This window comes from Mesorhizobium sp. M00.F.Ca.ET.216.01.1.1 (assembly GCF_004010325.2).
Taxonomy (GTDB): Bacteria; Pseudomonadota; Alphaproteobacteria; order Rhizobiales; family Rhizobiaceae; genus Mesorhizobium.
The window spans coordinates 26,132-47,585 of record NZ_SADR02000002.1 but is presented as its reverse complement, the minus strand read 5'-3'; the positions used below and the strand labels follow the sequence as shown (position 1 = coordinate 47,585).

General features: G+C 61.7%; 28 protein-coding genes and 3 pseudogenes. 19 read left to right on the top strand and 12 right to left on the bottom strand.

All coding sequences use genetic code 11. From position 1 onward, the window contains the following. Window positions 1-67 precede the first annotated feature (67 nt). The 3 genes and pseudogenes from EN859_RS03055 to rlmJ all read left to right on the top strand — a co-directional run. The gene (locus EN859_RS03055) at window positions 68-490 is read left to right on the top strand and encodes a VOC family protein (RefSeq protein ID WP_127851473.1); all 423 of its coding nucleotides are present in this window, start codon (window positions 68-70) and stop codon (window positions 488-490) included. A gap of 14 nt (window positions 491-504) precedes the next feature. Next, window positions 505-963 carry a DoxX family protein gene (locus EN859_RS03050; RefSeq protein WP_245525453.1) on the top strand — a complete coding sequence of 153 codons (459 nt, stop codon included), beginning with the start codon at window positions 505-507 and terminating at the stop codon, window positions 961-963. Further along, a pseudogene (rlmJ, locus tag EN859_RS03045) lies at window positions 959-1,352 on the top strand (23S rRNA (adenine(2030)-N(6))-methyltransferase RlmJ); the annotation flags it as partial. The gene EN859_RS03050 and the pseudogene rlmJ, both read left to right, overlap by 5 nt. A gap of 25 nt (window positions 1,353-1,377) precedes the next feature. Here rlmJ and EN859_RS03040 read toward each other — a convergent pair. Continuing rightward, the gene (locus tag EN859_RS03040; protein WP_127851472.1) at window positions 1,378-2,310 is read right to left on the bottom strand and encodes a LysR family transcriptional regulator; all 933 of its coding nucleotides are present in this window, start codon (window positions 2,308-2,310) and stop codon (window positions 1,378-1,380) included. A gap of 143 nt (window positions 2,311-2,453) precedes the next feature. Between EN859_RS03040 and EN859_RS03035 the strand changes: the two genes are divergently transcribed. The 3 genes from EN859_RS03035 to EN859_RS03025 all read left to right on the top strand — a co-directional run bounded on the left by EN859_RS03035 (window position 2,454) and on the right by EN859_RS03025 (window position 5,501). Then, on the top strand, window positions 2,454-3,911 hold the full coding sequence (locus EN859_RS03035; RefSeq protein ID WP_127851471.1) for an MFS transporter: 1,458 nt from the start codon (window positions 2,454-2,456) through the stop codon (window positions 3,909-3,911). Window positions 3,912-4,061: 150 nt separating this feature from the next. Continuing rightward, a complete protein-coding gene (locus EN859_RS03030; RefSeq protein WP_127851470.1) occupies window positions 4,062-4,514 on the top strand; it encodes a hypothetical protein in 453 nt (150 codons plus the stop codon). A 234-nt stretch (window positions 4,515-4,748) separates the two neighbouring features. Then, window positions 4,749-5,501, top strand: coding sequence for a sulfite exporter TauE/SafE family protein (locus EN859_RS03025; protein ID WP_127851469.1), 753 nt, complete (start codon window positions 4,749-4,751; stop codon window positions 5,499-5,501). Between the two features lie 27 nt (window positions 5,502-5,528). Here the strand turns inward: EN859_RS03025 and EN859_RS39015 are convergent, their stop codons facing one another. Further along, the gene (locus EN859_RS39015) at window positions 5,529-5,729 is read right to left on the bottom strand and encodes a GNAT family N-acetyltransferase (protein WP_245525452.1); all 201 of its coding nucleotides are present in this window, start codon (window positions 5,727-5,729) and stop codon (window positions 5,529-5,531) included. Beyond that, a complete protein-coding gene (locus tag EN859_RS39010; RefSeq protein WP_245525451.1) occupies window positions 5,722-5,910 on the bottom strand; it encodes a hypothetical protein in 189 nt (62 codons plus the stop codon). The genes EN859_RS39015 and EN859_RS39010 overlap by 8 nt, the downstream gene beginning before the upstream one ends. A 409-nt stretch (window positions 5,911-6,319) precedes the next feature. Here EN859_RS39010 and EN859_RS03015 point away from each other — a divergent pair, with 409 nt between their 5' ends. After that, window positions 6,320-6,745: a histone gene (locus EN859_RS03015; RefSeq protein ID WP_127851468.1), complete on the top strand. Its 426-nt coding sequence runs from the start codon at window positions 6,320-6,322 to the stop codon at window positions 6,743-6,745. Between the two features lie 331 nt (window positions 6,746-7,076). Beyond that, window positions 7,077-7,673: a glutathione S-transferase family protein gene (locus EN859_RS03010; protein ID WP_127851467.1), complete on the top strand. Its 597-nt coding sequence runs from the start codon at window positions 7,077-7,079 to the stop codon at window positions 7,671-7,673. 95 nt (window positions 7,674-7,768) lie between these two features. On the opposite strand, the gene EN859_RS03005 is transcribed toward EN859_RS03010, so the two are convergent. Beyond that, the gene (locus EN859_RS03005; protein ID WP_127851466.1) at window positions 7,769-8,425 is read right to left on the bottom strand and encodes an outer membrane protein; all 657 of its coding nucleotides are present in this window, start codon (window positions 8,423-8,425) and stop codon (window positions 7,769-7,771) included. A gap of 419 nt (window positions 8,426-8,844) precedes the next feature. On the opposite strand from EN859_RS03005, the gene EN859_RS03000 reads away from it, so the two are divergent. Beyond that, window positions 8,845-9,618 (top strand): SDR family oxidoreductase, encoded by a 774-nt coding sequence (locus tag EN859_RS03000; RefSeq protein ID WP_127851465.1) that lies wholly within the window; start codon window positions 8,845-8,847, stop codon window positions 9,616-9,618. Window positions 9,619-9,784: 166 nt separating this feature from the next. Here the strand turns inward: EN859_RS03000 and EN859_RS02995 are convergent, their stop codons facing one another. Further along, entirely contained in the window at window positions 9,785-10,405 is a 621-nt protein-coding gene (locus tag EN859_RS02995; RefSeq protein ID WP_127851464.1) for a tyrosine-type recombinase/integrase, read from the bottom strand. A 1-nt stretch (window position 10,406) separates the two neighbouring features. Then, entirely contained in the window at window positions 10,407-11,117 is a 711-nt protein-coding gene (locus EN859_RS02990) for a class I SAM-dependent methyltransferase (RefSeq protein ID WP_127851463.1), read from the bottom strand. A 103-nt stretch (window positions 11,118-11,220) separates the two neighbouring features. Here EN859_RS02990 and EN859_RS02985 point away from each other — a divergent pair. Next, window positions 11,221-11,489 (top strand): annotated as a pseudogene (locus EN859_RS02985) (transposase); the annotation flags it as partial. A 146-nt stretch (window positions 11,490-11,635) separates the two neighbouring features. Here EN859_RS02985 and EN859_RS37975 read toward each other — a convergent pair. The 3 genes from EN859_RS37975 to EN859_RS02975 all read right to left on the bottom strand — a co-directional run bounded on the left by EN859_RS37975 (window position 11,636) and on the right by EN859_RS02975 (window position 12,584). Continuing rightward, complete coding sequence (locus tag EN859_RS37975) at window positions 11,636-11,785, bottom strand: hypothetical protein (protein WP_189501654.1); 150 nt, start codon at window positions 11,783-11,785, stop codon at window positions 11,636-11,638. Beyond that, window positions 11,782-12,009 (bottom strand): hypothetical protein, encoded by a 228-nt coding sequence (locus EN859_RS02980; protein ID WP_127851462.1) that lies wholly within the window; start codon window positions 12,007-12,009, stop codon window positions 11,782-11,784. The genes EN859_RS37975 and EN859_RS02980 overlap by 4 nt, the downstream gene beginning before the upstream one ends. A 317-nt stretch (window positions 12,010-12,326) precedes the next feature. Then, window positions 12,327-12,584 carry a hypothetical protein gene (locus EN859_RS02975; protein WP_135913519.1) on the bottom strand — a complete coding sequence of 86 codons (258 nt, stop codon included), beginning with the start codon at window positions 12,582-12,584 and terminating at the stop codon, window positions 12,327-12,329. A gap of 414 nt (window positions 12,585-12,998) precedes the next feature. Between EN859_RS02975 and uvrC the strand changes: the two genes are divergently transcribed. The 4 genes from uvrC (at window position 12,999) to EN859_RS02955 (ending at window position 16,596) form a co-directional block, all read left to right on the top strand. Continuing rightward, the gene (uvrC, locus tag EN859_RS02970; RefSeq protein WP_127856085.1) at window positions 12,999-15,098 is read left to right on the top strand and encodes an excinuclease ABC subunit UvrC; all 2,100 of its coding nucleotides are present in this window, start codon (window positions 12,999-13,001) and stop codon (window positions 15,096-15,098) included. Between the two features lie 152 nt (window positions 15,099-15,250). Further along, complete coding sequence (gene pgsA, locus EN859_RS02965) at window positions 15,251-15,847, top strand: CDP-diacylglycerol--glycerol-3-phosphate 3-phosphatidyltransferase (protein ID WP_127856084.1); 597 nt, start codon at window positions 15,251-15,253, stop codon at window positions 15,845-15,847. A gap of 1 nt (window position 15,848) precedes the next feature. Next, window positions 15,849-16,106: a molybdopterin converting factor subunit 1 gene (gene moaD, locus EN859_RS02960; RefSeq protein WP_127856083.1), complete on the top strand. Its 258-nt coding sequence runs from the start codon at window positions 15,849-15,851 to the stop codon at window positions 16,104-16,106. 1 nt (window position 16,107) lies between these two features. Then, complete coding sequence (locus EN859_RS02955; protein ID WP_127856082.1) at window positions 16,108-16,596, top strand: molybdenum cofactor biosynthesis protein MoaE; 489 nt, start codon at window positions 16,108-16,110, stop codon at window positions 16,594-16,596. Between the two features lie 72 nt (window positions 16,597-16,668). Here the strand turns inward: EN859_RS02955 and EN859_RS02950 are convergent. Continuing rightward, window positions 16,669-16,845 (bottom strand): annotated as a pseudogene (locus tag EN859_RS02950) (DoxX family protein); the annotation flags it as partial. Between the two features lie 141 nt (window positions 16,846-16,986). Here EN859_RS02950 and EN859_RS02945 point away from each other — a divergent pair. Next, complete coding sequence (locus EN859_RS02945; RefSeq protein WP_127856081.1) at window positions 16,987-17,754, top strand: YbaY family lipoprotein; 768 nt, start codon at window positions 16,987-16,989, stop codon at window positions 17,752-17,754. 22 nt (window positions 17,755-17,776) lie between these two features. On the opposite strand, the gene EN859_RS02940 is transcribed toward EN859_RS02945, so the two are convergent. Next, window positions 17,777-18,667 (bottom strand): LysR family transcriptional regulator, encoded by an 891-nt coding sequence (locus EN859_RS02940; protein WP_127856080.1) that lies wholly within the window; start codon window positions 18,665-18,667, stop codon window positions 17,777-17,779. A 158-nt stretch (window positions 18,668-18,825) separates the two neighbouring features. Here EN859_RS02940 and EN859_RS02935 point away from each other — a divergent pair, with 158 nt between their 5' ends. The 4 genes from EN859_RS02935 (at window position 18,826) to EN859_RS02920 (ending at window position 20,916) form a co-directional block, all read left to right on the top strand. Next, window positions 18,826-19,593, top strand: a complete 768-nt coding sequence (locus EN859_RS02935; RefSeq protein WP_245525449.1) for a glucose 1-dehydrogenase — start codon at window positions 18,826-18,828, stop codon at window positions 19,591-19,593. A gap of 169 nt (window positions 19,594-19,762) precedes the next feature. Continuing rightward, the gene (locus EN859_RS02930) at window positions 19,763-20,032 is read left to right on the top strand and encodes a hypothetical protein (protein WP_127856078.1); all 270 of its coding nucleotides are present in this window, start codon (window positions 19,763-19,765) and stop codon (window positions 20,030-20,032) included. A 272-nt stretch (window positions 20,033-20,304) separates the two neighbouring features. Further along, a complete protein-coding gene (locus EN859_RS02925) occupies window positions 20,305-20,586 on the top strand; it encodes a type II toxin-antitoxin system RelE/ParE family toxin (RefSeq protein ID WP_127856077.1) in 282 nt (93 codons plus the stop codon). 36 nt (window positions 20,587-20,622) lie between these two features. After that, entirely contained in the window at window positions 20,623-20,916 is a 294-nt protein-coding gene (locus EN859_RS02920) for a HigA family addiction module antitoxin (RefSeq protein WP_127856076.1), read from the top strand. A gap of 74 nt (window positions 20,917-20,990) precedes the next feature. Here EN859_RS02920 and ndk read toward each other — a convergent pair whose 3' ends face one another. After that, window positions 20,991-21,413, bottom strand: coding sequence for a nucleoside-diphosphate kinase (ndk, locus tag EN859_RS02915; RefSeq protein WP_127856075.1), 423 nt, complete (start codon window positions 21,411-21,413; stop codon window positions 20,991-20,993). Window positions 21,414-21,454 lie beyond the last annotated feature (41 nt).

The following is a 21,454-nucleotide window of genomic DNA, read 5'->3' as shown; positions in this document are numbered from 1 at the left end:
GAGCCTGATCATATCCGCTCCCGGCTCGCCGGCAAAACATTGGTGACCATTGAGAGGAGAGACCGACATGAAAGCCCGAATAAGTGTCGTCACACTTGGCGTCGACAATCTGGAAAACTCACTGGAATTCTATCGGAATGGCCTTGGATTTCCGACCGAAGGCATTACTGGTCAGGAATTCGAGCATGGCGCCGTGGCCTTCTTCACGCTGCAGGGTGGTTTGAAGTTTGCGATCTTCGAGCGCGGCAACATCGCCCGTGATGCCGGCATCGGCCAGACCAGCCGCAGCCCGACGGAGTTCACGATCGGTCACAACGTGGCCAGCCAGGCCGAGGTCGACGCCGTAATGCGGCAGGCCATCGCGGCCGGCGCACGCCTGGTCAAGCCGGCCCAGAAGACCTTCTGGGGTGGCTACGCTGGCTATTTCCAGGATCCAGACGATCACCTCTGGGAGGTTGTCTTCAACCCCGGCTTTCTGCCTGAAGATTGAACCGGAGCAGGGCCATGACCATCCTGGCAACCGGGGTCACCGGGAAAATCGCCCAGTATCTCATCCCTTCGCTCGCGGCCGGCGAAGCGTCCGCGAGTGAGGCCGGCATGTTCATCCAAACCGGCCACGCGCTCGGCTTGGCGCTGATCGGCGGCGTCTTCCTCTGGGCTGGAATCGAGCATTTCGTGAAATTCAGGGCGATCAGCGGAGATCTGGCCGCGCGGCGGTTTCCGGCTCCGGCCTTTCTGCTCGCCGCCGGCTCAATGCTGGAAGTCGTGGCCGGCTTCTGCCTCGCCATGGGCGTCGCGGTGCCTTACACCGCCGGCGCACTGATCCTGTTCACGGCGGCGGCGAACATGCTCGTCCTGTGTTTCTGGCGCTATGACGGACCGGAAAGGCAAGCGCTGCGTTCTGCCTTTCTGATCAATGTCGCCGTTATCGGCGGGCTGGTGCTGGCGGCAACCATCGGCTGACGGCGCGCATCTGCCGCCGAAGGAAAAGCGCGGCCTCGTCCTGGTTGATCCGCCGTTCGAGGAGGAGGGCGAGTTCGACCGCCTGGCCGAAGGGCTCCAGCGAGCCCACCGGCGCTGGCCGGGCGCTGTGGTATCCGGTCAAGGACCGCAAGGCGGTCGCCGCTTTCCGCAAGGCGCTGAAGGAAACAAGCGTTCCGAAGCTGCTCGACATCGGCCTCGAGATCAGGCCACCCTCGGCCGACCCCAGCCTCGACGGCAGCGGCATGGTGGTGGTCAACCCGCCCTTCACGCTGGAAGGCGAATTGCGCACGCTGCTGCCGGTCTTGCACCGGCTGCTGACGGTCGAAAAACCGGCGCATTGGACGCTGGAATGGCTGGCTGGCGAGTAGGGGTGAAGCCGAGATCCTAGCCACTTCAGCCTCCGGCGGCTCTTCCTCGGTTCGATGCGTCGGTGAGTTGCGCCGCGCAGATGTCCCGAACGCACCCGCGCAGCCAGCGATGCGCCGGATCGGCGTCCAGCCGCGGATGCCAGAGCAATGAGATCGTGATTTCCGGCAGGGGAACCGGCAGAGGAAAACAGAACATTCCATCGCGCAGGTTTCCCGTATAGCGTTCGGGAACGCTGGCGATCAGGTCCGAGGCGCGCGCCAGAGCCAGGGCTTCCGAGAAGCCGGCGACTACCGTCACGATCTCCCGTTTCAGCCCCGACGGCTCGAGGGCATCATCGATCGGTCCCCTGTCGAGCCCGCGACGCGAGATCAGGATGTGCCGGCCGGCCGCGTAACGGGCAGGCGTGATCTTACCTTGAACCAGTGGGTGCCTCTTGCGCACGACACCGACGAAACGATCACGGAATAAGGCTTGCGCGCGCACCTCCGGTCCCATGGTCTTTCCGACGACGCCCGTTTCCAGGTCTACACTGCCGTCGCGCAGCGGCGTGCTGTCCTTGTCCGGCTTCGGCACAAAACGCAGCCGCACGCCCGGTGCCTGTTCCTCCACGCGCGCAATGAGATCCGGTCCGAAATTCTCGACAAAACCATCCCCGTTTCTGAGCGTGAATGTTCGCACGAGCCGTTTCAGGTCGAGCGTCTCGACCGGACGCAGAACGGCTTCGGCGTCCTGCACAAGCTGACCGGCGCGCTCGCGAAGCTCAAGCGCCCGCGGTGTCGGAACAAGGCTGCGTCCGGCCCGGACCAGCAGCGGATCGCCGGTCGTCTCCCGCAATCGCGCCAGCGCGCGGCTCATCGCCGACGGGCTCAGCCGCAGCCGTTTGGCGGCGCGTGCCACGCTGCCTTCCGTCAGCAGCACATCAAGGGTGACTAGCAGATTGAGATCAGGGTGCGACATGCATCGATCGTAGCACGACAGGCGTAATCTGCCATGGCGTCAAACGCACGAATAAAGTGCAAATGATGCGCCTTCCGCCATATCAGGCAAGGGACTAGCTGTCTGACAGCTCCATTTTCCGGAGCCGCCAGAAGACGGAGTCCATGTTGAAGCCGATCATTGCAGGACGAGATGTGGCAGTCGCCGCAAGTGCGGAACGGACACCTTCGGTTCGCTGGGCACTCGCCAGCCTTTCGCTATCCATGCTGCTATCCTCGCTCGGCACCAGCATCGCCAATGTCGGTTTGCCGACCCTGGCACAGGCGTTCAACGCCTCCTTCCAGGACGTCCAATGGGTCGTGCTGGCTTATCTCCTTGCCATCACCACCCTGATCGTCAGCGCCGGACGGCTCGGTGACATCGCCGGCCGCCGACGGCTGCTGCTGGCCGGGATCTTCTTGTTCACGGTGGCCTCGGCCTTAAGCGGCGCAGCGCCCACGCTCTGGCTGCTGATTGCCGCCCGGGCAGCGCAGGGCCTCGGAGCGGCCGTCATGATGGCCCTTGCCATGGCCCTTGTCGGCGAGACGGTTTCGAAGGCAAGGACCGGCAGCGCCATGGGGCTGCTCGGAACGATGTCGGCGATTGGCACCGCTCTCGGTCCATCGCTCGGCGGCTTTCTGATCGCCGGCCTTGGTTGGCGGGCAATCTTCCTCGTCAACGTGCCGCTTGGCATCCTGGCTTTTCTTCTCGCGTATCGCCACCTGCCCGTTGACATCAGGGGGCCGAAGACGGATCGGGCCGGCTTCGACACCATAGGCACGCTGCTGCTTGCCCTGACGCTCGCGGCCTATGCGCTCGCCATGACGATCGGACGCGGCAGTTTCGGTCCGCTCAATATGGCTTTGCTGTCGGCTGCCGTCTTCGGCACCGGCCTCTTCGTGTTCGCCGAGTCGAGAGCAGCATCGCCTTTGATCCGGTTGGCGATGTTCCGCGATCCGGTGCTGAGTGCGAGCCTGGCGATGAACGTGCTCGTCTCCACGGTCGTGATGGCGACGCTGGCGGTCGGGCCGTTCTACCTCTCTCGCGCGCTCGGGCTCGGCCCGGCACTTGTTGGAATCGTCATGTCGATTGGCCCAATCATCTCCGCACTGAGCGGTGTCCCGGCCGGTCGTGTCGTCGACCGTCTGGGCGCGCCGTTCATGGTCGTCGTTGGGCTCACCTCAATGGCGGCTGGGTCAATTGCCCTATCCGTGCTTCCGGCGATATCAGGCGTTGCGGGCTACATTGCCGCCATCGCCGTCTTGACCCCCGGCTACCAGCTGTTCCAGGCGGCCAACAACACTGCTGTCATGATGGATGTCCATCCGGGCCAGCGGGGCGTCATTTCCGGCATGCTCAGCCTGTCGCGCAATCTCGGGCTCGTCACCGGGGCATCCGTCATGGGTGCTGTGTTCGCGCTCGCATCGGCGACGATCGACATCACTACGGCCCATCCAGAGGCCGTTGCCGCCGGTATGCGGATCACCTTCGCGGTCGCGGCGGTTCTGATCGGCGTCGCGCTCGCCATTGCGGTTGGAGGCCGTGCGCTCGCGGCACGCCCTTCGCTCCCTGGCGACGCCTGATCGTTGCAAGGGGTGGACATGGCCTATCGTTCGGCAAAACCAGCCATTGGCCAAAGGCAATACCGAAGGTGGAAACCATAGTTTCTACAACCGCTTGACCGCGAGCGGGCGAATCCGCACAGTGCGCGCAGTCGACCATGAGAGGCTGCCATGACTCGCTTCGCCAAATCCGCCCTTGCCGCACTGATTTCTCTTTGCACTCCGCTCGGCGCGCCTCTCGGCGTCACGTCGGCGACCCACTCAGCCGACCTTGGCGTCTATATCGAGGAAGACAGCGGGGTCTGCGGCGAAGCCTGGGTGCTGAACAAGATCACCGACCGCTTCTCCTACCAGGTGCATCATGTGCCGCATCTGCCGGATGTGCAGATCACCGATTTCCAGCGCATCCACCAGCATCGCTATCTGCCGGCCGACGAAACCTGGCCGATCGGCCGCCGCTATTGCGGCGCCACCGTCAGCCTCTCCGACGGCCGCGCCCGCACCATCTGGTACCTGATCGAGGAAGGCCAGGGCTTCGCTTCGATCGGCGACAACGTCGAATTCTGCGTCTCGGGCTTCGACCGCTGGATGGTCTACAACGGCCGCTGCCGCGTCCTGCGCTGATCGCGGCTTTCCGATTCAAGACCCTGTTTCCCGCTTGCGGCGCGATCGATCCTATCCTTGACCGTTTCCGCTCCGCCCCGATCGAGGATCGCGCGCGAAGGTGACGTGATCGCATCGCGACTGAATTCTCGCGCCACTCAGGCAGCCGAGAAACGTTGTGCAAGCGGTGGATTTCGATGCAAGTCAACGACCTCCGACCACGTCGGATATATCTCGCGGGGGAAACAGCGCTGCATGGACTCGCTTGTCTATTTTGTTGCAATTGGAGCGATCGTCGCAGGCTTCGTCCAGGGGCTGTCCGGATTCGCTTTCAGCCTGGTCGCTATGTCGTTTTGGGTTTGGACAGTGGAGCCCCAGCTTGCTGGTGCCATGGCGGTTTTTGGAGCGCTCACGGGCCAGATCATCGCCGCCGTCACCGTGCGCCGGGGCTTGGATCTCAAGCTTCTGCTGCCATTTTTGCTCGGCGGAATTATGGGGATTCCAGTTGGTGTCGCCATTCTGCCCTTGCTGGATGTACAGCTGTTCAAGTTGGTCTTCGGCGCACTGCTGATCGTTTGGTGTCCCTTGATGCTTTTTGCTCGTCGTCTGCCTCGCTTGACTATCGGCGGTCATGTTGCAGACGGGGCAATAGGTCTGATTGGCGGCATCATGGGCGGAATTGGCGGTTTTACCGGCCCGGTTCCAACATTATGGTGTGTCCTGCGCCAGTGGGAAAAGGACACGCAGCGCATTGTCATCCAGAATTTCAATCTGGCGACTCTTTCGCTGACAATGGTCGCTTATATTGTGACCGGGAAGATCAAGGCTGAAATGCTGCCGATGTTCGCCATTGTCGCTCCGGCCATGCTGATACCAACGCTCGTTGGCGCGAGGCTCTATATCGGCATCAGCGAAGCGACGTTTCGAAAGACTGTCCTCACGCTCTTGGCCGCATCGGGCGCAGGGTTGCTGGCATCGGCGCTGCCGCACTTCATGAGCCGGGTTTGAATCTGGCGCCGCAGAAATCCCCCCGGCTCAACCAGACCTCGATGGCTGCCGCAGAGAGCGCTCCATGATGGTGTGTTCGCCACCGTGGTAGCCATCGCCGCGCGCAGCGTCCTCGACTTCCGCCATAAGTCGTTTGCCAATGCCGCGACGTTGCAATTCAGGGTCCACAAATACCGATCGAACAGTTCTTCCATCCAGGCTGGCTGTTCCAACAATCCTGTCACGCATGACCGCAAACCTTTCGCCTCCTCAGCAGCGCCAGCACCGCGGATGGGCTGAAGTTCTGCTCCACGCGAGCGATGATGTCTTGCGAGTAGTCTTTCACTTTGCTTTCCCGCAACGCTGCCAGGATCACGCGGCTCACTGCTTCCGCATCGTTCTCGTTTGCGCTACGAACCTCAAGCTCCATGGGTAGCCATTGATGCCCAGCCTGACCCGTGATGAATTTCGCGCAGGCTTCCTGACAACTCTGCCGAGAAATCCGAATGCTACCGCGTCATGGCAGATCTTGCCGTGTCACATATTTTGCGATGCCTCATATTTCAGGAACAGAGTGCGGCAGATGCTGCAAAATCCACGAGCTTGTGGAGAAGACAGACGACGATAGAGCGCGGAGAATTTCCGTCGCAGAACTCCATGGCGGAGGTCGAAGATTCGCGACGGAATTTTGCGACGATCAGCATGGTCGCTTGCCGTTGATTACCGAAATTTAAACTCTGATAATCAACCTAATGCTTCGCTGGCTAGACAAGCGCGAGTCAGATATGCATTGCGCGCCGGGTCATTAACGGCCGTCGGCACAACGGAAGGGGCATGATATGGCTAAGCAGTCATCCAAAGCGCCGGCATCCAAGTCACCGGCAAAGAAAGCACCAGTAAAAGCGGCGGCGGCGAAGGCCGCTACCGCAGTGAAGAAAGCGGCACCTGCGGCCAAGCCGAAGGCCGCCGCGCCCAAGGCCAAGGCAGCACCAGCCAAGAAGCCTGCTGCGAAAGCCGCCGCAAAACCGGCGGTGAAGAAGGCAGCACCGGCCAAGGCTGCGCCCGCCAAGGCGAAGGCAGCACCGGCCAAGAAACCGGCTGCAAAGGCTGCGGCGAAGCCGGCAGCGAAGAAGGCAGCGCCTGCCAAGGCCAAGGCTGCACCGGCAAAGAAGTTGGCGGCAGCGAAGTCTTCGGCAGCAGTGAAGAAAGCTGCACCGGCGGCCAAGCCGAAGGCAGCGCCCGCGAAGGCGAAGGCCAAGAAGTAGTAGTCGCGTTTCCTCGCTCGCGGGGGACAGTGCCGAAGACATCGAGGGCGGGTGCCGGAACGGCGCCGCGCTCACTGGTTTGGGTGCTCGGCAAGGCGAGAACAGAGGCGGACGGAGGACATCTTTTCGCAGCTCCCAGGACTTCGCCGTGCGGCGAAGTCCGGTGGAGACGTACGCAGTTCTTTCTGTGACTGCGCTACGGCTCATTGCGTCAAAGATCGCCGCGGAAACCATTGCCGTGTTTGCTGGCGGCTTGTTTTTCGGTTTCTGGCCGTTGCTCGACAAAGGCTGATCGGCCAAAACTGCTTGTCCCGCAAACAGGAACCCGATCATGCCGAGACTGCTCTACGCGTCGACTTCCCCCTACAGTTCCAAGGTGCGCATGGCAGCAGCCTATGCCGGCATCGCCGTCGATCTCGTGCCGATAAAAACCGAGGAAAAGCCGGCCGAGCTGATCGGCGCCAATCCGCTTGGCAAGATCCCGGTGCTGGTGCTCGACGACGGCCGCTCGATCCACGACAGCCGCACTATTACCCAGCATCTCAACCGGCTGTCGAAGAACGCGCTGTTTCCGCGCAATCCTGACAAGCGCCTCGAGGCCGAAGTGCTGGAGGCATTGGCCGACGGCATCTGCGACTGCGCGCTGTCGATGGTCTACGAGCGGCGCACCCGCCCTGAAGACATGGTCTATCAGCCCTGGCTCGACCGTCAGTGGGCGAAGATCACCGCCGCGCTCGATCTGCTCAACGCCAATCCGCCGAAACTGCCGAAGAAGATCACCGCCGGCCAGATAGCGCTGCGCGCCTGCCTCGGCTATCTCTCGCTGCGCTTTGCCGGAAAATGGGAAAAGGGCCGCAGCCGGCTGACCCGCTGGGCGGCGCGTTTCGACGAGAAGTTCCCGGAACTGAAGCCCTGCGTTCCGGCTTGAATTTTAGGCGCTGCGTCGGCGTAGAGATTCTCCCAATCTGCCAATAAAAAAGCCGGGCGCAAGGCCCGGCTTTTTCGTGTCGTGGCTTGGACGACTTAGAACTTCATACCAACGCCAAAGGTGACGCGGTTGTCGGTTGACTTGACATCGCCGATACCGTCGAAATTCTTGCTGCCGTAGTCTGTGTAGCGGTACTCGACACGGCCGAACACATTGTCGGTGATCTTGATGTCGGTGCCGACACCGGCCGTCCAGCCGAGCATGGTGTTGGTGTCGCTGTCACCAGTGAGATGGTCTTCCATCTTTTGGTTCTTCAGCGCGCCGCCGCCGGTGCCATAGAGCAGGATCTCCGGGGTGACGGCGTAACCGAGGCGGGCGCGCAGCGAACCTTCGAAGCCCCCTTTGGCTTCGATGTCATCACTCTCGCCCTTGACGCCGTTGTAGCCGATGTCGGCTTCGGCACCGTAGACGAAGTTCTCCTGCTGCCACTGGTAGCCGCCGAAGACACCGCCGACCACGCCGTCGGTGCCGACGTTGACGCCGATATCCTCTGCCTTGGCATGGCCGCTGAAGCCATAGCCGACGCTCAGACCGGCATAGGGGCCTGCCCAGGATGCCACGGGAAGTTCCGCAATGGGAGCGGGTGCCGGCGGCTCTTCCTGCACCACGTCCGCGGCATAGGCGGTTCCGCCGAGGGCGAAGAGCCCGAGCGCAACCGCCAGCGGCCGCGCAAATTTAAGATTGGCTTGCATTGTTCTTTACTCCTTAAGCCACAGGACACAGGCTTGTTGTTATGAGCACCCCTCAACCCGCCGGGGGGATAAACGGATCTGGCGCTCAACGGTTCCGAATGTCGTGTCAAAATGCGGCTGAAGCGAACCTGAACTTGGGTCATTCCCCGGCACGAATGAGGCCGAACCTTGACGTTGCATCTTCGCAACAGCGGTTGTCAGGAGGCTTTGATCTGCCGCACTGAACGCGGCTTGGTGCAAGGGGTTCACCGCCTTATATAACGGTCCGACCTCCGAGTCCTGGCTCGGTCAAAACGCTGGTCCCGCCGCTTTGCCACAATGTTGCCCCAGGTGAAAACGGCATTTAACCGTTGGCGCGTCATAATTTGCCGGCACGGTGCCGGCATGCAGGAATCGGGGCACCGATTGAGGATTGACAGATGAGCAAAGCCGCCGGAACGGCGCTGGTGACGGGTGGAGCAAGGCGGATCGGCAAGGCGATCGTCGAGGATCTTGCCGCGCATGGCTTTGCCGTCGCCATCCACTGCAACCGCTCGCTGGCCGAGGCTGAGGCACTGGCAGCGCGGATCAGGGACGGCCATTTTGGCCGCAATGGCCGCGCCGCGGTTGTCGCCGCCGACCTCACCGACATGGCTGCCGCCGGCAATCTGGTCGGCCGTGCCGAAGCCGCGCTCGGCCCGGTCTCGCTGCTGGTCAACAACGCCTCGCTGTTCGTCGACGACAGCGTCCAGGATTTCGACGGGCCGGCATGGGACAGGCACTTCGCAATCCACGTGAAGGCGCCGGCGCTTTTGGCGCAGTACTTCGCCCGCGCACTGCCGGACGGCCAGGAGGGGCTGATCGTCAACATGATCGACCAGCGTGTCTGGCGGCCGACGCCGCGCTATTTCTCCTACGCGCTGTCGAAGTCGACATTGTGGGCAGCCACCGAAATGATGGCGCAGGCGCTGGGTCCGCGCATCCGCGTCAACGCCATCGGTCCGGGCCCGACGCTGAAGAACATGCGCCAGGACGACAAGGATTTCGACGCGCAGGTCGCCGGCCTGATCCTCAAGCGCGGCCCGCAATTGCCGGAATTCGGCGCTACCATCCGCTATCTCTGGGCGGCGCGCTCGGTCACCGGCCAGATGATCGCGCTCGACGGCGGCCAGCACCTTGCATGGCAGACGCCGGATGTGACAGGCACGGAATGAGTTCCCCTTTCTAATCAATCGCTTGCGGCTTTGGACTCGGCTTCGTCCGGGGATTTTTCCGGGGATTTCGACGCCGCGCCGGGGATTCCGCGCGGCGGTGGCAAGCATGCCGGCCGCCAGATCGCCATCCGTCACATGTGCGTACTTCGTCGTCGTTTCGATGTTGCTATGACCTAGCAAGCGCTGAACCAGCCGCAAGTTTCCTGTCGCCCGCAATAGCCGGGTTGCCGCCGTATGGCGGTTGTCGTGGAAGCGGTAATCGATAACACCGGCCTTCGATAGCACCCGTTTGAAGGCAGCTTCCAAGCCAGTCGCCGTGATCGGATAGCGCCGCCCGCGCTCGTAGGCTCGGCCGTCGGCTGTCCGGCGCGTGTATCGGGAGACGAAGGTGAAGACCCCGCGTCGGGTGATGATCCTTCTGTGTCCATAGCAATTCGCGAATATCTGGCGTCATCGGCACGACCCGTTTCTTGTCGCCCTTGCCATGCAAAGTGATCCGGTCGTTGAACCAGTCAACCGCCGTCCATTCGAGGAGAACGATCTCCCGGCGGCGAGCGCCGGTTGCCATCGCGAATTCGACGGCGACGTCATAGCCGCGCTCCAGATTGGCGAATATCGCGACCTCCTCGTTCGGCCTTGCCTCGCGTACCCGCTCCTCCGGTTCCTTGAGCAAGTGGTCTTTCCAATTGATGATTTGCACCGGCAGCGTATGCAACAGCATGGCGTTGAAGAGCGCGAAGCGACCGAAGCCCTCATAGTGCTCGCGCAGCACGCGGCTGGTTTCCAAGCTAAGATCGAGCTGCGGTTGGCCGTGCTGCGGGTTTTTGAACGATTACAACATAGTTCTTGGGAAAGCCACTTGAAGTGTGTTTTCCACGCTCATCCAAGACATAGAGGAAGCGAGCCAGCAGATGAAACAGCCAGCGACTAAAGATCAAAACAGGTACTGCAGACCAGCCAAGTACTCCTGGCACCGTTCGATATGATCTTCGCGGAAGATATTTCGAAGCCGTCTCAAGCTGGTAGGCGACGGTGCCGAAATATCCTTCCAGCCAATCGATGTTCAAGATGGTGAAGCCCGCCTCTTTCATCATAAAATGCCAGGCGAATTGCGTGTATCGGTAGAAGTCGTAAGGTCGTTCGTGCTCCTCATAGAACAACGGAGCACTGCAGATCATCGTTCCACCGGGCTTCAGCACCCTTCCAAGTTCATTGAGAACCAGTGCCGGTTGCGGCAGGTGTTCCATGACCTGGTTGAAAATGATCGCGTCAAATCGCCCATCCTCGACAGGTATCGCTGCCAAATCGCAAACATACGTCGACTTCGCATACGGCTTGTTGACCAGTTCGAAGTCTGCAGATTCATAGTCACAATGCGCAAAGAGGTGCCCATATTTCTGATCGCCAGCGCCGGCGTCGAGCACTCTTGAGCCCGCCGATACGGTGGCCGCGAACTTCTCGTTTGCACGGTATAACCATGTTCTTGAAGAGTTTCGCATAAAGGTTCTCTCCGGTCTCTGAGAGCCGAAACGAACATTATGTTGAGTGATTTCAGCGGCTTGTGATTCTCTGTGGTTTGCGAAGACTACGGAGGATCGGATGACGGGTTGTCAGTGGGCGCTTCTGCCCAAGGATTTTCCGCCCTTCACGACGGTTCAGCACTATTTCTACCGGCTGCGTGACAGCGGTATGCTCGACATCATCAACGAAACGCTGGTCATGGCGGCGCGCCTCCTTGCCGGGCGGGCGGCCGAGCCAACGGCGGGCGCTATCGACAGCCAGTCGGCAAAACCACCGAAAGCGGCGGCCCACGCGGCTTTGATGCCGGCAAGAAGATCAAGGGCCGCAAGCGCCATATTCTCACCGATACCAGAAGCGCCCAACCAAACTGATTTTTACGTCGCGTAGCAAGGTCAGCAACGGATCGAAAATTCACCTTCCCGAGCGTCTCAGAAGGGTGGTTCTTTGCCCTTCCTGTCACCCATTGGATCGGCGTGGTCGCGCCAGGAACAGAAGCTTAGCAGAGAACACGCCAACGCGATATCCGGAAAAGCTCGGTCTCGGTCGAAGCGACGTGGTTGTTCTGGGTCTCGTACCAGCGCGCCCATGTGAACAGATCGACCTCGACGACCTGGTGGTCTTCGTCGAGGATGTATTTCTTGCTCACAGCCAGACCTCGACAATGACCGGGTCATCCTCGGCCACGCGCTTGAGCGGCACAAGCCCCTCGGCCCTGAACTGGTCGCGCAGGTACTCGATGGCATCGGTGTGGATCAGCGCGTCGGTCGAGGCAACGCCGTTGGAGCCGACCAACCACAGTCGGGCGCAGTAGCGCGTGGGAACGTCTTTGGCTCCCTCGTAGACCGTCCACATGCGCAGCGGCGCGCTCAATGCAGCCGATCCTTGCGGCCGGCGAACATGCGCTCGATGCGGGCGACCTCGTCGGGATCGGTGATCTCTTGGCCGAATTTCCGCGGACTGCCAGCACATGCTCCGCCGGGTAGCGGCGCAGCATCCAGTCCAGATCGGCGTTCAGCTTGGCTTCCCTCTCTTCGGCGGTATCGCGGTCGGCGAAGCGGTGGCGGCGGCCGCAATAAAGGTTCTTGAGGTCGTTCGGGTTCCGGCTTTCGGCGAGGCAGTGGGGGCAGACGTAGCTCATCATTCCGGCTCCTGGTCGGTGACCTTCATGCGCGGGCGGCTTCCCGCCATCACTGCCTCCCGTCGACCTGGCTGACTTCCTCGCGATCGTGCAGGCGCACGATGCGGACAAGGCGCTGGTCGCGCCTGGCGATTATCGCCGCCTGTTGCTGCAGCAAGGGCAGCCGCTGTTTGTCCGCCGCCACGAGCGGCATCCATGCGTCGTCGACCAGGACCGCGCAGACACCCTCGGTGCCGTTGTCATCGACGGACAGGGCCATCCAGATCTGGTCGACCCGCAGCAGCTTGTTGATTTGGGGGCCGCTCATGCGGCGTCCTCATAGCTCATACCGTCGGTCCCGGATGGTGGCTAAAGGAAAATTAGCGTGTCCTTTTATGCGGGCCGTACAACCGGATTTCAACCGGAAAGTGCAGACTTATAGAACCTGATCCGATCAAGGATCATGTCGCAGGGAAACACGCTGCTCTCCGATCCCGCTACGATCCGCCCATGGCTTGTGGCGGCGGAACATCTGCACGGAACATTCCCGGAACCTGTCCGGGGATTTTCCGGGGATTTTCGCCACGGAATGCCCCTTTTTATCCGGATATGCCCCTTTTGTTCTGATCTTGCGATTTTCAGGGCAGGGGCTATATCCCTTTAAAATAAAAGGTTTTTCCGGCGGCCATAGACATTCGCCTGAATATGCATGCATTACGCCGGATGTGACAGGCATGGTGGAATGAGTCCCGTAGACCACAAACACAAACGCGGCGGCGGTGGCGCCGCCGACGACCTGCCCCCCGAGATCGACATCGAGGACGAGGCGGCGGAGGAGATTGTGGAGTCTTCAGGTGCCGCCACTGATGCCACTGACGTCGCCTTCACCGCCATCGACTGGACGCCGCATGCCGGCGATGCCGACGGCATGGTTGGCGCCGAGGTCATCCAGACGTTGGTCAAGCGGCTGCCCAACGCGCCCGGTGTCTACCGCATGATGAATGCCGCTGGCGACGTGCTCTATGTCGGCAAGGCGCGCAGCCTGAAGAAGCGGGTGACCAACTACGCGCAAGGCCGTTTCCACACCAGCCGCATCGGCCGCATGGTGCGCGAGACGTCGACGATGGAATTCGTCGTCACCCGCACCGAAATCGAAGCGCTGCTGCTCGAAGCCAATCTTATCAAGCGCTTGCGGCCGCGATTCAATGTTCTGATGCGGGACGACAAATCGTTCCCCTATATCCTGTTGACCGGCGATCATGTCTCGCCCGGCATCTACAAGCATCGCGGTGCGCGCTCGCGCAAGGGCGACTATTTCGGCCCGTTCGCCTCGGCCGGCGCCGTCGGCCGCACCATCAATTCGCTGCAGCGTGCCTTCCTGCTCAGAAGCTGCACGGACTCCTTCTACGAGAACCGCACCCGGCCATGCCTGCTGTTTCAGATCAAGCGCTGTGCCGGCCCCTGCACCGGCGAGATCTCGCATGGCGATTACGCCAGGCTGGTCGCCGAGGCGAAGGATTTTCTGTCAGGCCGCAGCCAGAAGGTGAAGACGGAAATCTCAGCTGCCATGCAGCAGGCCTCCGAAAATCTCGATTTCGAGCGCGCCGCCATCTATCGCGACCGGCTGGCGGCGCTATCGCATGTGCAAAGCCACCAGGGCATCAATCCGCAGACCGTCGATGAAGCCGATGTCTTCGCCATCCACCAGGAAGGCGGCCAGGTCTGCATCCAGGTGTTCTTCTTCCGCACCGGCCAGAACTGGGGCAACCGCGCCTATTTCCCCAAGGCCGATCCGGCGCTGGAGGCGGCCGAGGTGCTGGGCTCGTTCCTGGCGCAGTTTTACGATGACAAGCCGACGCCGCGCACCATCCTGTTGTCACATGCTGTCGAGGACCAGGAGCTGCTCGCCGAGGCTCTTTCCACCCGCGCCGGCCGCAAGGTGACGATCTCGGTGCCGCAGCGCGGCGAGAAGAAGGACCTGACCGACAACGCACTGCAGAATGCCCGCGAAGCGCTCGGCCGCCGGCTAGCCGAGACCTCGACGCAGGGGCGATTGCTGGCTGGCTTCGCTGACACCTTCGGCCTGAAAAAGCCACCGGTGCGTATCGAGGTCTACGACAACTCGCACATCATGGGCACCAACGCCGTCGGCGCCATGGTTGTCGCTGGGCCGGAAGGGTTCGTGAAGAACCAGTACCGCAAATTCAACATCCGCTCGACCGAGATCACGCCGGGCGACGATTTCGGCATGATGCGCGAGGTGATGCAGCGGCGCTTTTCCAGGCTCTTGAAGGAACATGGCGATGCGCCGCCAGGTGGGCAGGCGGCGGTGGACGACACCGGCCTAAGCGAACCGGGCGACGATATCGAGGATACCGGCAGCTTCCCGGCGTGGCCCGACGTCATTCTGATCGACGGGGGTCAGGGCCAGATGACGGCGGTGCGCCAGATACTGGCCGATCTCGGCATCGAGGACCGGGTCGTGGCGATCGGCATCGCCAAAGGCCAGGACCGTGACGCCGGACGCGAACGCTTCTTCGTCAGGGGCAAGGCCCCGTTTTCGCTGCCCGTGCGTGACCCGGTGCTCTACTTCGTCCAGCGACTGCGCGACGAGGTCCACCGCTTCGCCATCGGCTCGCACCGCGCCCGCCGCAAGAAGGAGATGGTCAAAAGCCCGCTCGACGAGATCAGTGGCATCGGCCCCGGCCGCAAGCGCGCGCTGCTGATGCATTTCGGCACCGCCAAGGCGGTCAGCCGCGCCGCGATCGAGGATCTTGTCAAGGTCGACGGCATTTCCGAGCAGGTCGCGAAAATGGTCTACAATCATTTTCACGAAGGCTGATACTGAACAGTGTTCAGTGCCGGCATTTTTGTCGAACGCGACGCGCTTTAGGCATATTTGTCGGTATTTTCAGCCGGCCAATCGAATCTGGCCTGTTGACCCCCCACATTCGCTTCTGATTTGAGTACGCAGGAAAAAAGAGTCCCCCGGACATGGCCCAGCGCGCGTTCAACCTGCCCAACATACTCACCTACGCCCGTATTCTCGCGGTGCCGCTGGTCGTGCTGTGCTTCTTCCTCGAAGGACATTTGAAGTCGAGCGACTTCGCCCGCTGGTCGGCGCTGGTCATCTTCCTGCTCGCCTCGGTCACCGACTATTTCGACGGCTATCTGGCGCGCGCCTGGCAGCAGACCTCCAATATCGGCAAGATGCTCGACCCGATCGCCGACAAGTTGCTGGTCGCCACTTGCCTCTTGCTTCTGGCGGCCGATACCGACCGCCATGCCGGCATCGCCGGCTGGTCGCTGTGGGCGGCGATCATCATCCTGTGCCGCGAGATCCTGGTTTCGGGCCTGCGCGAATATCTGGCGGCGCTGAAGGTTTCGGTGCCGGTGACGCAGCTGGCAAAATGGAAGACCACCATCCAGATGATCGCCATCGCCTTCTTGCTTGCCGGGCCGGCCGGCGACAAGGTCTTCCCGCTGACCACGCAGACCGGGCTGGTGCTGCTGTGGATCGCGGCGCTGGTTACGCTCTACACCGGCTACGATTATTTCCGCGCCGGCCTCAAGCACATCATGGACGAGTAGTATGTCGACAAAGCTCATCTATTTCGCCTGGGTACGCGAGCGGATCGGCAAGCCGGAAGAGGATGTCGAGTTGCCGGCCGGCATCGAGACGGTTGCCGACCTCTTGCGCTGGCTGAAATCGCGCGGCGAGGAATACGAGCACGCGCTGCAATATCCTGACGTTATCCGCGTCGCCATCAACCAGGAACATGTCGAGCACCGCCAGAAGATCGCCGGCGCGCGCGAGATCGCGCTGTTCCCGCCGATGACCGGTGGTTGAAATGATATCCGCGGTGGTGCCTATCGTGCGCATCCAGGCGGAGGATTTCGATGTCGCCGCCGAGATCGCCAGGCTGACGCAAGGCCGCGCCGACATCGGCGCCGTGGTAACTTTCTCGGGCCTCTGTCGCGACGAGGCGGGCACCTTGGCCGCGCTCGAACTCGAACATTATCCAGGCATGGCTGAAGCCGAGATTGGCCGCATCGCCGCCGAGGCAATCGAGCGCTGGCCGCTGCAGGGGCTCACCGCCATCCACCGTCATGGCAAGATTGCGCCCGGCGAAAACATCGTCCTGGTGGTGGCGGCTTCGGTACACCGGCAGGCAGCGTTCGAGGCGGCGAACTTCCTCATGGATTATCTGAAATCGCGGGCGCCGTTCTGGAAGAAGGAACATCGCGCCGACGGCTCCGAAGGCGGCTGGGTCGACGCCAAGGAGGCGGACGACGAGGCCGCAAGTCGCTGGAAGCAGGCTGCGCGGAAACGAACTTGAGTCTTCGCGACACCGCGGAGATCCACCAAATGGTTTCGACCCCTTTGCGCGGAAGAGGTGGCTTAGTTTAGCTCAGCCTTTGTGAGTGCCGATCCAGTGATCGAGCGAAATCCGGCCGGGTCCCCACGCCATGATGCCGAGCGCCATCGCCGCCCAGGTGATGTGCAGCGGCCAGCCGTCCGGCACCGTGATCTCTATGACCAGTGTCATCAGCAGCAGCCCGAAGGCTGCCAGTCGTGTCGCCAGGCCGGGGCTTGGCTTGAGCGAGATTTGCCGGTCACGACGAGGCCGCCAGCCGCTGGAAGCATTGGCCAGTCGAATAATGCCACGGAACCACCGCAATCCTGCGAGACCTTTTGGCCGGTTTGGCGCGGTAAGGGGAGCAGGGTCATGCTGGACAGGATCGCCGAGTTCTTCATCTTCGGGCTTGTGCCGGTGGTGGTCGGCATATCAGTCGTTCCGGAGCCTTCCGTCGCTGCCGAGAAGACCCTGAAGGGCGAGGTGATGTATCGCGAGCGCATCGCGCTGCCGCCCAATGCCGTGCTTTCCATCCAGCTTGCCGACGTATCGCAGGCCGATGCGCCGGTCGCAATCGTCGGCGAGCGCACGGTGGCGCCGGCCGGCCAGGTGCCGATCAAGTTCGAGATCAGCTTCGATCCCCGGGTGATCCGGCCTGATATGACCTATGCGCTCGAGGCGCGCATCACCGCCGACGACAGGCTGCTGTTCGTATCCGACATGCGCAATCAGGTCGACCCGCTGAGCGATGCGCCGCAGACCGTCATGCTGAAAATGGTGGCACCGAGCGACAAGCCGGCAGCGGCCTCGCTGTTCGGCCAGAGCTGGCTTGTCGAATATATCGATGGCATCGGCGTGATAACCGACCCGCAGGCGACGTTCAGGATCAGCGAGGCCGGCAAGGCCGGCGGCAGCGGCCCCTGCAACGTCTATTTCGCTACCGCCAAGGTGGATGGGGCCAAGATCGCGATCAGCGGCATCGGCTCGACCTTCAAGGCCTGCGCACCGGAGATCATGGCCGAGGAAAAGGCGCTGTTCGAGGCGCTGGCCAAAGCGGCCTCGTATCATGTCGACGCCGGCAAGCTTGTTATCGTCGACAAGGACGGCCGCGATATCCTGCGCTTCAACGCCGCGAGCTAGTGCACGTCGCCAGAAGCTTGCCTTAGCTCCCAGCCTTGAGCATGTCGATCACCGCACGAAGGCCGGCTGAGAGGTATCGTCGGCTTGGATAGTAGAGGAACAGACCGTCATCGACGGCGCACCAGTCGTCCAGGCAACGGTCCAGTGCGCCGCTGGCGAGATGCGCCAGAATGCGACTGTCCCAGACATAGGCAAGGCCGCACCCCTGTAGCGCTGCTTCGACCATGAGCTCCTGGTCATCGAGCGTGATCGGACCATCGACCTCGACATCGACTGCCTCGCCGTCGCGCTCGAACTGCCAGTTGTAGATCGCGCCGCTCGGATAGCGATAGCGGATGCATAGGTGCTCCCGCAGGTCGCCCGGCACAAGCGGCAATCTGCGTCCCCTGAAATATTCGGGTGAGCCGACAACGGCGAAACGCAACTGCGTCTTGATACGAACCGCGATCATATCCTGCGTGAGGCGTTCGCCAAAGCGAACACCGGCATCGAAGCCTTCCTCGACGATATCGACCAGCCTGTCGGTCGCAACGATATCCAGTCGAAGCCCCGGATTCTGTTTCAGCAACGGCCCCATCATGTCGTGCAGCAGGAAGGGTGCGATGGAACTGGGAACATTGATCCGAACCGTTCCGAACGGAGTCCCGCGGAAGGCGTTGAGGTTTTCCAGCGCTTTTTCGATCTGACCGAACGCAGGATGCAACTCCATCAGGAACCGCTCGCCGGCTTCTGTCAGCGACACGCTGCGGGTCGTGCGATGGAACAGCCGTACGCCGACACGTGCTTCCAGGCTGCGGATCGTGTGGCTGACTGCCGAGGCAGCCACGCTGCGCTGGACGGCGGCCTGCTTGAAGCTCCTGTGACGCGCGACCGCGAGGAAGGTCGATAACTCGGCCAGTTCCGTTCCGTGCATGGGCATACCAGATCAATTCATATATTTCATTCACTACTATGAGAACGATTATGCGTCTAATCATATCTTTCTGGAGCCTCTAGGTAATGGGGCACCGGAACAATGGCTCCATCGAATGGCGCTCTGCCCGGGCAAGATTTCAACCGATGGAGAACCCCATGACAAAGATCCTGAAGACGCTCGACGGCAAGGTCGCCCTGGTAACCGGCGCCAGCTCGGGCATCGGACGTGCAACCGCCTTCGAACTCGCGCGCCGCGGCACCAAGGTCATCGCCAGTGCTCGCCGCCAATCCGAAATCGACGCGCTGGTCACCGAGATCAGGGAGGCCGGCTTCGAGGCGACAGCCGTCGTCGCCGACGTCAACGTCGAGCAGAGCGTGATCGACCTCGTCGCGAAAACGATCTCGACCTACGGGCGGATCGACGTCGCCTTCAACAATGCCGGTACCGAAGGCGGGTTCACCGCTTTCGCCGACCAGTCGAACGAGGTCTACGACATGATCTTCAACGCCAATGTCCGCGGCGTCTTCTGGTCGATGAAGCACGAGGCCAAAGCGATGCTGGCTCAGGGCGGTGGCACGATCATCAACAATGCCTCGATGGGTGGCGTGATCGGCTTCGGCAACGCCGGGCTCTATGTTGCCAGCAAGCACGCGGTGCTCGGCCTCACCAAGACCGCATCGATCGAACTGTTCAAGCAGGGCGTACGCGTCAACTCGATCTGCCCCGGCATCATAGACACCCCGTTCCAGGACCGCATCTGGCCGAGCACCGAGGCGAAGCGCGCCTTCGCCGCATCGACCGTTCCCGGCCGGGCTGGCTCGCCGGAAGAGATTGCGACGATCGTCGCCTTCCTTGCGTCAGATGATGCTTCGTTCGTCTCCGGCCACGGCCTGCTCGCCGACGGTGGCTATTCGGTCGCCTGATAGGCCGCATGTCGATCGCCGGTGTTTTTCAGCCGGAATAAATCGGGCAGCAGGAGCGTTGTCTTTCTCATGTGATGGCGGGCAGGCAAAGGGGATGTTTTCGAATATCCCTTCGTTGAAGCCGCCAGAACGGCTGCGGCTCGTTCTGGCCACTCAAAGGAGTCCAGAAATGAAAACGCACGCGCTTATCCTAGCTGCTACAGGCGTATCGCTCATTGCCTTTGCCGGCCTTGCGAGGGCGGACGACCACTTGTTCCAAGCTCAACAACATGGTCTCACTGCTGGTAGCCAGCCCTTCCAGACCAACAAGGCTGGCCACAGCGGCACTCTCGCACCAGGGCAGGGCAGCCCGTTTACGGGTGCCGATACCCAGACCCCGGCGACCGACACGCAAGCGGCCAACGACCATGCAAATGTGAAGGCACGCCAGCCGAAATAGACTAAAAGAACCCGCCGCGAGGGGCGGCGGGCAAGCACCGGCGACGGGCTGTTTTCGGGCAGGCGGTTTCAGGCGTCGTTTGCTCGAACACTGCGCGTGACGGTAGGGCGGCACGTCGACCAGTTCAGGTGATAGTCTCAACTCGGTCTTCAGTCCGCGCGGCTCGCCGACCCGGCAGTTCCTGCCGCGTGAGCCTTTCGTATCATCTGGAGATACTTTCTGATTGACCTTCGGGACGTATCATGAGATGGTACGTTTCGTCGGAAGGCGGGATGATCAGGTCCTACAAGGACAGGACGAGCGAGGCGGTCGGGCTGGGTAAAGCCCCGAAAGGCTTTCCTTCGGACCTTGTCCGTTCGGCCCAACGGAAGCTGTTCATGATCGAACATGCCGTCGAACTGAAGGACTTGATGACGCCTCCGGGGAACCGACTTGAAGCGCTGAAAGGCGACCGTGCTGGTCAGCACTCAATTCTCATCAACGATCAATTCCGCGTTTGCTTTCGATGGATGGACGGCAATGCAGAGGATGTCGAAATAACCGACTATCACTAGAGGCGCGTACTTGCTTGCGCCCCAGGAGCTTTCACTATGCTGCACATCAATCCGCCGATCCATCCCGGAGAAATCCTGCGGGAAGAGTATCTGAACCCGCTGGGGCTCAAGCCCTACACACTTGCCAAGAAGCTGCATGTGCCTCGCACCCGGATCGAAAGGCTGGTGGCCGAGCAGACTCCGGTTACGCCTGATACCGCTCTTCGCCTTGCCAAATTTTTCGATACGACGCCGCAGTTCTGGATGAACATGCAGACATCCTATGACCTTGCCAACCTGGAGACGGAATTGGCGGACGCAATCGCGGAAATCGACACTGTCTCGGCCTGAATCGAAATCGATATCGGCCCCCACGAAAAAGGCCGGCATTGCGCCGGCCTTTTTATTTGAGACTTGATGCCGGCTCAGCCGACGATCTCGGTGTCCGAGAACCAGTATTTGATCTCCTGCGCTGCGGTCTCCGGCGCGTCGGAGCCGTGCACGGAATTCTCGCCGATCGACAGCGCGTGCATCTTGCGGATGGTGCCTTCGGCGGCGTTGGCCGGGTTGGTGGCGCCCATCACGTCGCGGTTCTTGGCAATGGCGTTGTCGCCTTCCAGCACCTGAACCACGGTCGGGCCCGACGACATGGACTCGACCAGCTCGCCGAAGAACGGACGCTCCTTGTGGACGGCATAGAAGCCTTCCGCCTCGCGGCGGCTCATCCACACCCGGCGCGAGGCGACGACGCGCAGGCCGGCATCCTCGAGCATCTTGGTGATGGCACCGGTGAGGTTGCGCCGGGTTGCGTCCGGCTTGATCATGGAAAAGGTGCGTTCGAGCGCCATGGGTCGTCCTTGTGATGAGAATGGAATTGAGGGTGGGGCTC

Coding starts and splice junctions, on each gene's coding strand:
- EN859_RS39010 (WP_245525451.1), bottom strand. CDS start 5,910: ATGGAGCTTGAGGTTCGTAGCGCAAACGAGAACGATGCGGAAGCAGTG.
- uvrC (WP_127856085.1), top strand. CDS start 12,999: ATGAGTCCCGTAGACCACAAACACAAACGCGGCGGCGGTGGCGCCGCC.
- EN859_RS02975 (WP_135913519.1), bottom strand. CDS start 12,584: ATGAGCGGCCCCCAAATCAACAAGCTGCTGCGGGTCGACCAGATCTGG.
- EN859_RS03000 (WP_127851465.1), top strand. CDS start 8,845: ATGAGCAAAGCCGCCGGAACGGCGCTGGTGACGGGTGGAGCAAGGCGG.
- EN859_RS02935 (WP_245525449.1), top strand. CDS start 18,826: ATGACAAAGATCCTGAAGACGCTCGACGGCAAGGTCGCCCTGGTAACC.
- EN859_RS03025 (WP_127851469.1), top strand. CDS start 4,749: ATGGACTCGCTTGTCTATTTTGTTGCAATTGGAGCGATCGTCGCAGGC.
- ndk (WP_127856075.1), bottom strand. CDS start 21,413: ATGGCGCTCGAACGCACCTTTTCCATGATCAAGCCGGACGCAACCCGG.
- moaD (WP_127856083.1), top strand. CDS start 15,849: ATGTCGACAAAGCTCATCTATTTCGCCTGGGTACGCGAGCGGATCGGC.
- EN859_RS02945 (WP_127856081.1), top strand. CDS start 16,987: ATGCTGGACAGGATCGCCGAGTTCTTCATCTTCGGGCTTGTGCCGGTG.
- EN859_RS03040 (WP_127851472.1), bottom strand. CDS start 2,310: ATGTCGCACCCTGATCTCAATCTGCTAGTCACCCTTGATGTGCTGCTG.
- EN859_RS02920 (WP_127856076.1), top strand. CDS start 20,623: ATGCTGCACATCAATCCGCCGATCCATCCCGGAGAAATCCTGCGGGAA.
- EN859_RS03015 (WP_127851468.1), top strand. CDS start 6,320: ATGGCTAAGCAGTCATCCAAAGCGCCGGCATCCAAGTCACCGGCAAAG.
- EN859_RS02940 (WP_127856080.1), bottom strand. CDS start 18,667: ATGCACGGAACGGAACTGGCCGAGTTATCGACCTTCCTCGCGGTCGCG.
- EN859_RS02930 (WP_127856078.1), top strand. CDS start 19,763: ATGAAAACGCACGCGCTTATCCTAGCTGCTACAGGCGTATCGCTCATT.
- EN859_RS02955 (WP_127856082.1), top strand. CDS start 16,108: ATGATATCCGCGGTGGTGCCTATCGTGCGCATCCAGGCGGAGGATTTC.
- pgsA (WP_127856084.1), top strand. CDS start 15,251: ATGGCCCAGCGCGCGTTCAACCTGCCCAACATACTCACCTACGCCCGT.
- EN859_RS03005 (WP_127851466.1), bottom strand. CDS start 8,425: ATGCAAGCCAATCTTAAATTTGCGCGGCCGCTGGCGGTTGCGCTCGGG.
- EN859_RS03055 (WP_127851473.1), top strand. CDS start 68: ATGAAAGCCCGAATAAGTGTCGTCACACTTGGCGTCGACAATCTGGAA.
- EN859_RS02990 (WP_127851463.1), bottom strand. CDS start 11,117: ATGCGAAACTCTTCAAGAACATGGTTATACCGTGCAAACGAGAAGTTC.
- EN859_RS03010 (WP_127851467.1), top strand. CDS start 7,077: ATGCCGAGACTGCTCTACGCGTCGACTTCCCCCTACAGTTCCAAGGTG.
- EN859_RS02925 (WP_127856077.1), top strand. CDS start 20,305: ATGATCAGGTCCTACAAGGACAGGACGAGCGAGGCGGTCGGGCTGGGT.
- EN859_RS03035 (WP_127851471.1), top strand. CDS start 2,454: ATGTTGAAGCCGATCATTGCAGGACGAGATGTGGCAGTCGCCGCAAGT.
- EN859_RS39015 (WP_245525452.1), bottom strand. CDS start 5,729: ATGCGTGACAGGATTGTTGGAACAGCCAGCCTGGATGGAAGAACTGTT.
- EN859_RS03030 (WP_127851470.1), top strand. CDS start 4,062: ATGACTCGCTTCGCCAAATCCGCCCTTGCCGCACTGATTTCTCTTTGC.
- EN859_RS03050 (WP_245525453.1), top strand. CDS start 505: ATGACCATCCTGGCAACCGGGGTCACCGGGAAAATCGCCCAGTATCTC.